The organism is Deltaproteobacteria bacterium GWC2_55_46, from assembly GCA_001595385.3.
In the GTDB taxonomy this organism is placed as follows: Bacteria; Desulfobacterota; GWC2-55-46; order GWC2-55-46; family GWC2-55-46; genus UBA5799.
On sequence record LVEI03000001.1, the window covers coordinates 2,090,472 to 2,103,110 of the forward strand.

12 protein-coding genes are annotated in these 12,639 nt (G+C 56.6%); 6 read left to right on the forward strand and 6 right to left on the reverse strand.

Annotation, left to right across the window (positions count from 1 at the left end):
- The first annotated feature begins 131 nt into the window (after nt 1–131).
- The gene (locus A2V21_309880) at nt 132–740 is read left to right on the forward strand and encodes an acyl-phosphate glycerol 3-phosphate acyltransferase (GenBank protein ID OIJ74539.1); all 609 of its coding nucleotides are present in this window, start codon (nt 132–134) and stop codon (nt 738–740) included.
- Nucleotides 741–819: 79 nt separating this feature from the next.
- Here the strand turns inward: A2V21_309880 and A2V21_309885 are convergent, their stop codons facing one another.
- A complete protein-coding gene (locus tag A2V21_309885; GenBank protein OIJ74540.1) occupies nt 820–1,323 on the reverse strand; it encodes a hypothetical protein in 504 nt (167 codons plus the stop codon).
- Between the two features lie 253 nt (nt 1,324–1,576).
- Here A2V21_309885 and A2V21_309890 point away from each other — a divergent pair, with 253 nt between their 5' ends.
- The gene (locus tag A2V21_309890) at nt 1,577–1,915 is read left to right on the forward strand and encodes a transcriptional regulator (GenBank protein OIJ74541.1); all 339 of its coding nucleotides are present in this window, start codon (nt 1,577–1,579) and stop codon (nt 1,913–1,915) included.
- A 95-nt stretch (nt 1,916–2,010) separates the two neighbouring features.
- A complete protein-coding gene (locus A2V21_309895; GenBank protein ID OIJ74542.1) occupies nt 2,011–3,423 on the forward strand; it encodes a type I glutamate--ammonia ligase in 1,413 nt (470 codons plus the stop codon).
- A 283-nt stretch (nt 3,424–3,706) separates the two neighbouring features.
- Here the strand turns inward: A2V21_309895 and A2V21_309900 are convergent, their stop codons facing one another.
- Nucleotides 3,707–4,225: a hypothetical protein gene (locus A2V21_309900; GenBank protein ID OIJ74543.1), complete on the reverse strand. Its 519-nt coding sequence runs from the start codon at nt 4,223–4,225 to the stop codon at nt 3,707–3,709.
- A 156-nt stretch (nt 4,226–4,381) separates the two neighbouring features.
- Here A2V21_309900 and A2V21_309905 point away from each other — a divergent pair, with 156 nt between their 5' ends.
- Together A2V21_309905 and A2V21_309910 are read left to right on the forward strand one after the other, a co-directional pair.
- Entirely contained in the window at nt 4,382–7,798 is a 3,417-nt protein-coding gene (locus tag A2V21_309905; GenBank protein OIJ74544.1) for a hypothetical protein, read from the forward strand.
- Nucleotides 7,795–8,235 carry a hypothetical protein gene (locus A2V21_309910; protein OIJ74545.1) on the forward strand — a complete coding sequence of 147 codons (441 nt, stop codon included), beginning with the start codon at nt 7,795–7,797 and terminating at the stop codon, nt 8,233–8,235. Before A2V21_309905 ends, A2V21_309910 begins: the two co-directional genes overlap by 4 nt.
- Here A2V21_309910 and A2V21_309915 read toward each other — a convergent pair.
- The 4 genes from A2V21_309915 to A2V21_309930 form a co-directional block, all read right to left on the reverse strand.
- The gene (locus A2V21_309915; protein ID OIJ74546.1) at nt 8,226–8,717 is read right to left on the reverse strand and encodes a glycerol-3-phosphate cytidylyltransferase; all 492 of its coding nucleotides are present in this window, start codon (nt 8,715–8,717) and stop codon (nt 8,226–8,228) included. The two genes, A2V21_309910 and A2V21_309915, sit on opposite strands and share 10 nt — an antisense overlap.
- A gap of 23 nt (nt 8,718–8,740) precedes the next feature.
- Nucleotides 8,741–9,448 carry a hypothetical protein gene (locus A2V21_309920; protein ID OIJ74547.1) on the reverse strand — a complete coding sequence of 236 codons (708 nt, stop codon included), beginning with the start codon at nt 9,446–9,448 and terminating at the stop codon, nt 8,741–8,743.
- A gap of 125 nt (nt 9,449–9,573) precedes the next feature.
- Nucleotides 9,574–10,692, reverse strand: a complete 1,119-nt coding sequence (locus A2V21_309925) for a hypothetical protein (protein OIJ74548.1) — start codon at nt 10,690–10,692, stop codon at nt 9,574–9,576.
- Nucleotides 10,693–10,750: 58 nt separating this feature from the next.
- Entirely contained in the window at nt 10,751–11,476 is a 726-nt protein-coding gene (locus A2V21_309930; GenBank protein OIJ74549.1) for a hypothetical protein, read from the reverse strand.
- A gap of 251 nt (nt 11,477–11,727) precedes the next feature.
- Here A2V21_309930 and A2V21_309935 point away from each other — a divergent pair, with 251 nt between their 5' ends.
- Entirely contained in the window at nt 11,728–12,633 is a 906-nt protein-coding gene (locus A2V21_309935; protein OIJ74550.1) for a signal recognition particle-docking protein FtsY, read from the forward strand.
- Nucleotides 12,634–12,639: the final 6 nt, after the last annotated feature.

Sequence of the window (12,639 nt, forward strand, 5' to 3'; positions counted from 1 at the left end):
CACGGCCATCGATTGACCAAAGGCCCTGCGGCTAAAGCTGCAGGGCCTTTTTATAATACCACCGCCTCAGGGTTTGCCAGCCGGAACGCAGGGTGGTATAATGCGGGCCTTCATATTTATTGCCCGGAGGCATGGACCTGATGGACGATTTGACATTATATGCTCTAATACCAGTAGCCTATCTCCTTGGCTCGATACCTACCGGCGTCATCATGGCCAGGGCCTTTGGCAAGGTCGACCCGAGGACCGTGGGGAGCGGGAACATCGGCGCGACTAATGTCGGACGCACCTCAGGAAAGCTCGCGGGAGCGCTTACCCTCACCGGAGACATATTGAAAGGCGCCCTGCCTGTGCTTGCGGCGATACTCCTTGGCGGCGGCAGCGCCCTTGCAAGCCTCACAGGGCTCGCGGCATTCCTCGGCCATCTCTTCCCGGTCTTCCTTGGCTTCAGGGGCGGAAAAGGTGTTGCCACGGCCTGCGGCGTTCTTGCCGTCGTAAGCCCAGCAGCGACGGTCCTTGGCGCGATAGTCTTCATACTCGTCGCCGCCATCAAAAGGTACGTCTCCCTCGCCTCTATCACATCAGCGGCCATGATGCCGGTCTTCCTCTCCTTCCTCTATAATGGCAAGGAGTACGTCCCGCTCGGGGTCGCCATAGCCGTCCTCATAATAATCAAGCACAAGGAGAATATCAAAAGGCTCGCCGCAGGGACAGAGAACAGGATAGGCGGCGGGAAGTAGGGAAATAAAAGTCTTTGAAGGGGGTCTGGGGTAAACCTTTCTACAGAAAGTTTCCTCCTGGGGATTTTCAGCAAGCCGTTCACGAGCCTCGGAGCTTTCGTATCCTGCCCTGTTTCCGTCGCTCCTCTTTAGGGGGCTTGCGGGAAGGGCCTTTTTTTCCGGGGCCGGAGCCCTCTTCCTCATCAAGCGGGTCAACGCCTTTCATATCCTGGTAAAGGGCGTCGTCAAGGAGTATCTGGAACTCATCCGAGGCAAGTACTACCGCCCCTTTTGCCCTGGCAAAGGAGGCCACATCCCTGTCGGATGTGACTACCGTGGCCCCGCCGCCCTTTTTCGCTACCAGCTCTTTTATGACCGAATCGGCATCCCGCCCGCATGAGAAGAGCACCTCGATCCCGGCTGGCCCCCGCTCCGGGTAGCTCATCGACGGGCCATCGAATACGACGGTAATACGCGCCTTTTTAAGCCTCTTGTAGGCGACCAGGCAATCGATGAGGTATTCTCTTGCCTCTTCTATATCACCGAGCGTGCCGCTCCTCGACCCTATGAGGTTATAACCGTCTATCAGAAGGTGTACGGCCATTTGCTGATTATACACAGAAAGCGGCGCGAGGTGAACCCCTTGCCATTGAGTAAAATCTATGCAGTTGAAAGCACCCGTTGCTTATTTTTTAAGCTTTAAGGGGCCTCTGGTAGTGGAAAACCGCCTGTTTTTCAAGAGGGAATCCCGGCATGGATATTGCTAAATATATTGTACACCTGTCTTATTAAAGGCTCTTTACAAGCGGGCTACCGTATGTTAGTTTTTGTGGAACTCAATCCCGGAGGTTGTGTTGATGAAGAAGATAGAAGCCATAATAAAGCCATTCAAGCTTGATGAGGTGAAAGAGGCCCTCAACGAGATCGGGATAAAGGGCATAACCGTCTCCGAGGTGAAGGGGTTCGGGAGGCAGAAAGGGCACACCGAGCTTTACAGGGGCACGGAGTACGTCGTAGACTTCCTTCCGAAGATAAAGATGGAGATAGTGGTAAAGGAAGACATGGTCGCGAAGGTGGTCGAGACGATAGTGAACTCGGCCCGCACCGGCCGCATAGGCGACGGCAAGGTATTTGTCATGTCGGTCGACGAGGTGGTAAGGATACGGACCGGCGAGCGCGGCGAAGAGGCCATCTAAAGCCGTTGTAGCGCCGCCCCCGGGACGCTGCCGGATCGAGCCTGTTGTTTATTTTGAAAAGGAATTTTTCAGGAATATAAAAGGAGGGTATTGGGATGACGCCGAAGGACGCATTGAAGTTAGCACAGGAAAAAAACGCGAAGATGGTCGATTTCAAGTTCCTCGACTTTGTCGGTATCTGGCAGCATTTTTCCGTTCCGATAGGCGAGCTCTCGGAGGACATCTTCGAGGAAGGGCTCGGGTTTGACGGCTCCAGCATAAGGGGCTGGCAGCCGATACACGCAAGCGACATGCTCGTGATACCGGACCCGACGACGGCCCTGATGGACCCGTTCCATGAGACCCCTTCCATGAGCCTCATATGCAATATCGTGGACCCGATAACCAAGGAGCCCTACTCCAGGGACCCGAGGAACATCGCGCAGAAGGCCGAGGCGTTTCTTAAGTCCACCGGCATCGGCGACGTCGCCTACTTCGGCCCTGAGCCGGAGTTCTTCATATTCGACGATATCAGGTACAGCCAGGGGCCCAACCAGGGCTTCTATCACATAGATTCCGTCGAGGGCACCTGGAACACCGGCAGGGAAGAGTGCCCGAACCTCGGCTACAAGCCCAGGCATAAAGAAGGATACTTCCCCGTCCCCCCGACAGACAGCCAGGAGGACATCCGCTCCGAGATGAGCATGGTGATGGAATCTGTCGGCATCCGCGTCGAGAGGCAGCACCATGAGGTCGCCACCGCCGGACAGGCCGAGATTGACATGCGCTTCGACAGCCTCCTTAAGATGGGCGACAAGCTCATGTGGTTCAAGTACATCGTCAAGAACGTCGCGAAGAGGTGGGGCAAGACAGTGACCTTCATGCCCAAGCCCATATTCGGCGACAACGGCAGCGGCATGCACGTCCATCAGTCGATATGGAAGGGCGGCAAGCCCCTTTTCGCCGGCAACGAATACGGCGGAATGAGCCAGCTCGCCCTTTACTACATAGGCGGTATCTTGAAGCACGCCAGGGCCCTGAACGCATTCTGCAACCCGGGCACCAACTCCTACAGGAGGCTCGTGCCAGGCTTTGAGGCGCCCATAAACCTCGCCTACTCATCGAGGAACCGTTCCGCGTCGATCAGGATACCGATGTACTCGCCCTCACCGAAGGCGAAGAGGATCGAGGTCAGGTTCCCGGACCCGTCCTGCAACGGATACCTCGCCTTCGCCGCCATGCTCATGGCCGGGCTCGACGGCATACAGAACAAGATAGACCCGGGCAAGCCGCTCGATAAGGACATCTACGGGCTTTCGCCCGAGGAGCTTTCCAAGGTGCCTTCAGCCTGCGGCTCACTCGAAGAGGCGCTTCAGGCGCTTCAGAAGGACCACGAGTTCCTCCTGAAGGGCGATGTCTTTACGCAAGACGTCATCGACACCTGGATAGAGTACAAGAAGAAGGCCGAGCTTGACCCGATAAGGCTCCGTCCGGTGCCTTATGAGTTTGCCCTCTACTACGACTGCTAAGTTTCAAGGGAAATGAAAAAAAAGCCCCGCGATTTAACATCGCGGGGCTTTTTTATTTTGCGGGCAGGCTGTTCCAAAAGTCCCTAAAAGGGAGCGAAGCAACCGAAGAATCTCGTAACTTGCTAATTTTCAAAGGCGAGATTCTTATCTCGCCCCATCCATGGGGCTTGACCCTGACGGGGCTGCCTCGCTTTTGGCTCGGCATTCAATTTTGCTATCCCGCAAAAATTGTCGCTTTGCTCAGAATGACTGCCAAGGTTGGTTTTTTTAACAACTCAAAACATCAGTCGTCGTGCCTGCCCCTGCCCTGTCCGGGATGATCCTTCCTGTGCTCCTGCTTGTGCTCCCGCCTTTCTTCTTTCATCTCTCGCTTCATCTCGTGCCTTGCCTTATCCCACCTGCGTTCCTTTTCCCATTGACGCCAGTTCTTCTTGAGCTGTCCGTAGGGTATCCTGTCATGTCCCGGAGGGATATCGCGCCACCTTGGGGGGATCCTCAGGAGCGGGCCAGGGACCTTGCGGGCATCGATGACTATCCAGGGGTCGCCGAACTCTACCGCCCTGTACCATCTGCCGTGGTGGGGGCGCCACCAGTAGCCGCCGAAGAAGAAGACGTCGATATTGATGACGTCAGGGGCGAAGTAGATGTACGTGCCGGGGATGACTACCACGCTCGGAGGGGCCGCAATCCCTATTACGGGCAGGTTTATCCCTATGTTCACGTTCACTTCCGCTTTTGCGGGGCTCGAGGCCAGGAAGACGGCAGCCGCCGCGGCCGCAAGGAATAAAAAGGCTTTCTTCATCAACGTCCCTCCTCTATTTTTTAACAATTATATATCAAAATACCAGTGCTGTTGAGTATAAATCTGTGCCAAAAGATACAGCCGCGATTGACAACCTAAGCTCTTACAGTAGACTCGAAAAATGGCTCAATTTGATTGTGTGTAAAAGGGAAGAAAATGGTAACCCACGGGATATCCCTTGTACATAAGGTCATTATAGCATTTCTTCTGGTCCTCCTGCCTATCCTCATCGCCATAGGCTTGATCTTTATCCATAACAGGGACTTCCTCGAAAGCCAGCTTTTGAGCAACCTCGAGCGTTTGGCCGATGAGAGGGAGGCGTACGTGCTCCTGTATATCGAGATGACCAGGAACAGGATACTGGACTTCTCTAGCGATGATTTCATAGTAAGGACCCTCGAGGACGCCCCCATGGACCAGGAAAGGGCAGGACGCCTTCTTGGCGATTATATGAAGAGGTACAAGCTCCCGCTCCTGCGGAAGATGTACCGTCTCAACATAATCACCGGAAATGACGGGATGGTCGTCGCCTCTACCGCCCCGGGGTTTGTCGGCAAGGACTACTCGAAGGAGGAGTTTTTCCTTAAGGGCAAAAAGGGGCCGTCCGTGGTCGAGGTGACCCGCGGGATGATGGGAGGGCCGGAGATCGCCGTATCGGCGCCTATCTACGGCAGGGGAAACGGGGGAGATGTCATCGGGGTCATCACCGGCTTTACGGAGCTTTCGACATTCGGAGAGTTCTTCACCGGCGAGTACATAAGAGAGATCGGGGCGCTTTCGTGGGGTACTATATATCAGTGGAAGACCATGGAGGTTTACCTCGTGAACAGGGACAAGCTCATGCTGACCGAATCGAGGTTCATACCCAACGCGGTCCTCAGGCAAATGGTCGATACCCTTCCTGTAAGGGCCTGCATCGGCGAGACCAGAGAGGTCACCGGCATCTACAGGGATTACAGGGGCGAGGAGGTTGCCGGCGCCTCCATGTGCATCCCAACGCTCGGCTGGACGCTCGCTGTCGAGGTAGATACCAGTGAAGTCTTTGAGCCTTTACGGCAGATCCGTAACTACACCATCATCCTTGTTGCCACCGTCTTTTTGTTCACGGGCGCGCTTGTGCTCTTTGTTCTCAAGATAATAGTGGCCCAGTTGAGGTCCCTTGTGAAAGGGGCAAGGGCTGTGGCTGAAGGGAGCTATGATGTAAGCGTCCCTGTAAGGACAAGTGATGAGATAGGGGCGCTTGCGGGTAGCTTCAACGAGATGGCAAGAAGTATTAAAGAGAGGAACGCCGAGCTTGAAAAGGAAAGGTCGATCCTCGCCAACGCCCAGAGGATAGCGCACCTGGGGAGCTGGGAATGGGACATCGTGTACGACCTGCTCTATTGGTCTCAGGAGACGTACAGGATATTCGGGCTTTCTCCTGATCTGCCAAGTCTTACATATCAGCTTTTTTTGGAGTTCGTGCACCCTGATGACAAAGACCGGGTCAGGAACAGGGTGGACGAGGCCCTTTACGAGAGGAAACCTTATTCGGTAGAGCACAGGATAATCAGGAACGACGGGGGCGAGAGGACCGTCTATGAGGAGGCCGAGGTCGTCTATGACGGGAACGGGACGCCGGTAAGGATGTCCGGTACCGTGCAGGACATTACCGAGCGCAGGCTCGCCGAGCGGGCCCTTGGGGAGAGCGAGCTCCGCTACAGGACCCTTATCGATAACATGCTTGAAGGGATAATGGTGGTGGATAATCAGGATGCGATCATATTCTTAAACCCCAACATGGCGGCGATGCTCGGCTACACCATACAGGAGATGATGGGCAGGCCGCTATTTGATTTTATGAGTGAGGAAGAGGCAGAGAGGGCTCGGATAAGGCTTGAGCGGAGAAGGAGGGGCATAAGGGAGCAGTTTGACGCCGAGTTCTTGAGAAAGGACGGGACCCTGGTCTATGCCGCTGTCGCCGCCGCGCCCATGATGGAGGGTGGAAAATACATGGGTGCGATAGCCGGAATAATAGATATAACCGAAAGGCGCAAGGCTGAGGAGGCTGTGAGGGAGAGCGAGGAGAGGCTACGGGCCATACTTGATAATATGGGGAACCCGGTCTACATGCGGGACATAGAAGGGAGGCTGATATTCGTAAACAATATAGTCCTAAAGATGGTGGGCGCCAAGGCCAAGGAGGAGCTTTACGGTAAGACGATCTTCGATCTCTTTGCGCCCGAGGTCGCAAGTGACCTCCAGCGGACCGACCTGGAGGCTATGGCCGCTGAGGGGCCGCTTCAGGTCGAGGAGAAGGTCCCTTTCCATGATGACGGGGTGCACGACCTTATTACCATGAAATTCGCCTTGAAAGACTCGAAGGGGGATAAGTACGCCCTATGCGGCGTGGTAACCGATATCACCTCCCTTAAGCGCGCCGAGGATGCCTTGAGGAAGAGCGAACAGGGCTTGAGGGAGGCGCAAAGGATCGCCCACATAGGGAGCTGGGAATGGGACATTATAAATAAGCATGTAGACTGCTCTGAAGAGGTCTATATGATATTCGGCTGGCCAAAGGACGAGCCCCCTTCATACGAGAACCTTATCTACTCCATCCATCCAGACGACAGGAGCAGGGTAAGAATGGCGGTCATGGAGGTCCTCAAGGGGGAGCGTTTCGCCATCGACAGCAGGATAATGAGGCCGGACGGGAGCGGGCGCAGAGCCTACCTCCAGGGCGAGCTCTTAAGGGACCCTTCGGGCAACCCTCTTCGCATGATAGGGACGGTCCAGGACATAACCGAACGGAAGATGGCGGAGGATGAGGTCATTAAGCTGTCGCGAGAGCTTGAGAAGAGGGTCGAGGAGAGGACGATGGAGCTAAAAAAGGCCATGGAAGGGCTTGCGGCCGCAAACAGGGAGATAGAGACCTTCACCTACACGGTAGCGCATGATCTCCGTTCGCCGCTCCGGCTCATAGACGGCTTCAGCATGCTGCTGCTGAAAAAACAGAAAGAGAGGCTCGACCATGACGGGCAGGACCAGCTCGACCGGATAAGGGGCGCGGTCAAGCGCATGGGACAGCTCATAGAGGACCTCCTTAATCTCTCGTACGTGATGAGGGCCGAGGTCTCCTGCGAAAAAGTGGACCTGAGCGCGCTTGTCTGGGCGATAACATCCGACCTCATGAAGGCCTCGCCAGAGCGGGCCGTGAAGCTCAAGGTCGAGGAAGGGCTCGTTGCCAGAGGTGATAAGAAGCTCCTCCGTATGGTGCTGGAAAATATCCTTGGGAACGCCTGGAAGTTCACCTCCAAGACCCCGGAGGCTCTTATCGACTTCTGCGCGGCAGGCCAGGAGAACGGGAAAGAGGTCTTCCGTGTCTCTGACAACGGGGTGGGCTTCGACATGAGGATGGCCGAAAAGCTCTTTCAGCCCTTCCAGAGGCTCCACACGGATGAAGAGTTCCCGGGCACAGGCGTAGGGCTTGCCACCGTGCAGAGGATAATCAACAGGCACGGGGGCAGGATTTGGGCTGAGAGCGAGCCCGGCAGGGGCGCTACCTTTTTCTTCACCCTCGAAAGGGAGAGATGACAATGGGCAAGACCATACTTCTGGTAGAGGACAGCGCCGAGGCGGTCGAGCTTACCAGATACGCGTTTTCAGAATGCGCCAGGGGAGTCCAGGTCGTTGTGGCTTCTGACGGGCAGGAGGCTCTCGATTGGCTGACCGGCACCGGCAAGTATGAGGGCAGGAACGCGGATGAAAGGCCTGACCTGGTGCTGCTCGATCTGAAGCTCCCGAAGGTGAGCGGCTTTGAGGTGCTTGAAAGGATGCGAAATGACAAGCGCACGAGGGTCGTGCCTGTGGTGATGCTGACGGTATCGAGGCTTAAAAGCGATATAGAAAGAGCGTACGGGCTGGGGGCGAACAGCTACCTTGTGAAGCCGCTGGAGTTCGAAAAATATTCGGAGCTGGTATTCAGGCTCTGCGATTGCTGGCTTTACATGAACGAGCGCCCTTATCCCTGACCGCGGCCTTTGTGAAGTTCCAATATCCTGCGTATTATGTTGGTGGTGGACCTGCCCTTGAGTAAGGTTATGCGGGCGACCTTCCCGCCGTTCTTCCTGACCGACTCCCCGCCCACTATCTCCTTCGCGGCCCAGTCAGCCCCCTTGGCGAGCACGTCCGGCCTTATCGCCTCGATGAGCTTAACCGGGGTGCTGTCGTTAAAGACCACGACGTAATCGACGCATTCGAGGGCAGAGAGCACCTCTGAGCGTTCTTTGCCCGGGACTATCGGCCTCTGGTCGCCTTTTATAGAGCGTACCGACGAGTCGCTGTTGAGGCCGACAACGAGGATGTCGCCTAAAGAGCGCGCCTTTTTAAGGTACCTTACGTGGCCGGCGTGCAGTATGTCGAAGCACCCGTTGGTGAAGACGACCTTCTTCTTTTTTTTCCTCAGGGCCTTAAGCTCAGGCATGAGCCCTTTAAGAGATATTACCTTCCCCATTTTTTCTCCATGATTCGAAATTATCACACCTTGAGCGCCCTCGCAAGTGTAAGGGCGGCAACTGTAGCCCCGTCCTTTTTAAGGGCCCTGGCGCATTCCATGACCGTGGCGCCGGTAGTGTATACGTCATCGACGAGTAGTACCGTCTTCCCGTTGAATGCCCCGGGGGCGATTACGCCAAAGGCTCCGGCGACGTTTTTTTTACGTTCTTCTGCCGTGAGGCTCGACTGCTGTTCGGTCTGCCTTACCCTCCTGAGGGAGGCGTAGTCCACAGGCGCGTTCAATATCTTTGAAAGCTCGCGGCTTAGCAGGAGCGACTGGTTGAAGCCGCGCTCTCTGAGCCTGCCCGGGTGAAGAGGGACCGGCACTATCACATGGGGGACGAGCGGAGGCAAGGCTCCGGCGGCAAGCCTGCCGAGCGGGCGGGCGAGGTTTACCTCTCCAGAGTACTTGAACCTGTGCACGGCATCGAGCACCGCGCCGCCGTAGGCAAGGGCGCTTCGCGCTGACGTGAAAGGCGGGGTCCGGGTAAGACAGATGCCGCACGCGTGGTCAGGGCCGCTTGAGTCGGGGAAGGGCTCGCCGCAGATCGTGCACAAAGGCGAGCTTATCTTTTTTTCAACGAGGCTCAGGTCGCAATCCGCGCAAAGCCCTGAGGCTATCGCGTCAGAGCCGCAAAGGAGGCATACGCGGGGGAGTATTATGTCGAGAAGGGTGGCGAGCATGGCCATGCTTTTTTTGTCAAGCTAAAGCCGCGAATCCCTAAAGAGCCTGGGCTGTAGGCGCCGCTGTCGTTATTTTGAATTGTCCGGGTCAGCTGCTTGCAGACCGATTCTGCCATTTCAGGAGGCGGAGTTCAACATTTCTCAAGGGCGGGTATGAAGACGTGGAAGGCTGTGCCATGGGGGTCGCTCTCGACCTTTATATAGCCCCTGTGCTCTTTCACTATGCCGGCCGTTATGGAAAGGCCAAGGCCGGTCCCCTTGCCCGCCTCCTTGGTGGTGACGAACGGGTCGAATATCCTGTCGATTATCTCCCTCGGTATCCCTGTGCCGGTGTCCTCTACGGTGAGCACTGCGTACCTTTTGCCGTCGCGCTCCGAGGTGAGGCTCATGACCTTGAGCACGCCGCCATCCGGCATGGCGTCTCTTGCGTTAGTGACGAGGTTTATTATCACCTGTTCGAGCCTGGTCTGGTTCCCGGCTATCCCGGGCACCGGAGCAAGGTCGATGACTGTATCTATGGAATGAGCGATGAGCATCTCTTTGAGGATAAGGAAGGCGTCCCGCACTACTGAGTTAAGATCAACAGGCTCAAAGGCCGGGGGCGTGACTCTGGTGAATACCCTCAAGTGCTTGACGATGGCCTCCATCTTTCTCGCGGCCTCCGATATGAGGTTCACCTTCTCAAAGGCCAGCGCGCCAGCTTCACCCGCGGTCATCGAACGGAGCATCCCCTGCGAAACGCCCCGGATGACCGTGAGGGGCTGGGCTACCTCGTGAGCGAGGCTTGCCGCGAGCTCTCCCAGCGCGGTCATCTTGCTCGACTGCATCAGCTGCATCTGCGTCTCGCTCAGTTTCTGCAGCGCCCCCTTTAGCTCGCTTTCGCTCCTGTCGAGGTCGCTTATCATCCTGAAGACCCCTTCCCTGAAGTCCTCGAGGTATCTCTGGCGGGTAGTGAGCTCCGCCCTTGCCGCCACAAGGGAGTCGGCAAGCTCCTTTTCCCTTTCAAGGGGATGGAAGATGATGAGTACCGCTCCTGATGAAGAGGAGGCGCAAGCCCTGACCAGTACCTTGCCGCCGTCTTTCGTGAAGAGCCATGTCTCCGATACACCTTCCGGAAAAGGTCTGCCGTCCCCGGCGATGAGGCCCAGGGGCATGCGGCTGAGTTCGCGGCTGCAGTAGCCGGTAAGCTCACGGAGCCCCGCGCTTGCCCGGAGTATCTTCCCGCTATTGTCCGCTATTATGGCGGGCATGGCTGAAAGAGTTACCGCCTCCGGAAAAGCCCCGCCTTCTTCAAGGCAGGGCCCTGCCTTAGCCGGGGAACTCCCTTTTGATCTCGTGCTCTTCCTTGAGTTGAACAAATCTCTCCCTCAGCTCCTGCATCTTGAACTCTCTTCTTACGGCAAGGAGCGCGAACTCTTCGAGGTCGCTTACGGTCTTTTTAAGGTTCCTGGAGGTTTCTTCGGCCTGCGTGCGTGCCGAGGTAAGCTCATCGAGAAGCCGCTTCCTGCCGTCAGAGTCCCTCCCTATGCAGAGGTAGCCAGAGGCGCCATCCCCGTCCTTTAACGCTATCGAGAACTCGAAAAAACGATCGCTGCCGTCCTTGAGCCTTACTGGAAGCTCCAGGATGGAGCACGGGCGCGCCACCGACAGATCCTTTGTCAGGGCCGGTGTGAAGTCATACAATCTTTTCCCGACGACCTCGGCAGCGGCGTAGCCGGTCTGTTTAAGCGCGGCCTCGTTCGCGAAGAGTATCCGGCCGCGCCTGTCTATCTCAAGGAGCGGGTCAGGAAGGCGGTTAAAGAAGGCGTTCCGGGGCATGTTGCGCTCTCGGCCAAGGGTGGAAGAGGGCTCTCCTGTCTGGCGGGTGAAGACGCGCACGGCAGCCCAAGCGAGCGCCGAGACTGTAATCGAATAAACAGCGATAACGGCAGATAAGGGCGTGAGTCCGCCTTCGTAGAAGCGTAGCGCCAAAAGCGGCGCTACCGATAGAACGAGGGCCGACGCCAGGGATATCGCGATCCATTGTGCGGACATCCGTGCCTTCTTCCGGGCTTACGTGACGCGGCGTCGAGATGTTGCCCTGTTATTTTGCGATGTTGGGTGAATGGTCGAGGTGAGTCTCTGATGTGTAAACATATCTTTAACATTTCTCTTCTTAATAATCAAGCGGAAAGCTCTTTCGGTTATAATCTATGTGAGGGGCAGGGCTCCTCAGGCGCAAAAAACTTTAAATGAACTGTTTTTTGTGCTAAAAGTGAATGACGCCAGACAAAGAGGAAGACAGGATGTTTAAAAAGCTCAAGGCCGGCTTCGAGAGCCTCAAAGCCGGTCTCGCGAGGACCCATAACTCCATTATGGGGAGCGTAGAGGCGGCCTTTACCGGTAAGTCCAGGGAGGACATACTCGAAGCCCTCGAAGAATCGCTCATACTCGCCGATATCGGCGCGAAGGCGTCGGCGGAGATAGTCGACAACCTGAGGGAGAGGCTTGTTGGCAAGGACGAAGAGAAGCTAAAGGCCCTTCTCAAGGACTCGATATACGATATCCTGAAGCGCGTGGAGAAGCCTGTCGAGCTGACCTCCAGCCCGTTCGTCATCATGGTGCTCGGCGTGAACGGCGTCGGCAAGACGACCACCATCGGGAAGCTCGCAGCGAAGTACTCCGCAGAGGGCAAGTCAGTGATACTCGCCGCGGGAGATACATTCAGGGCCGCCGCCATAGAGCAGCTCGAAGGCTGGGGGGAGAGGGCCGGCTGCCCTGTCATAAGGCAGGCACAGGGCGGCGACCCAGGGGCTGTCGCGTACGACGCCATGAGGGCGGCCTCCGCGCGGCGGGCTGATATCGTACTTCTCGATACCGCCGGGAGGCTCCATACGAAGGTAAACCTGATGGAGGAGCTGAAGAAGGTGAGGAAGGTGGCCGGGAGGGAACTACCCGGGGCCCCTCATGAGAACCTCCTCGTGCTCGACGCCTCCACGGGGCAGAACGCGCTCAGCCAGGCGAGGCTCTTTAACGAGGCGGTAGGGGTGACCGGCATAGCGCTTACGAAGCTCGACGGCACCGCGAAGGGCGGCATTATCGTGGCTATAGCGAGGGAGCTGGGCATACCCATAAGGTACATCGGCGTCGGGGAGACCGTCGAGGACTTGAAGGAGTTCGACGCCAGGGAGTTCGTAGAGGCGCTTCTATAGCACAGT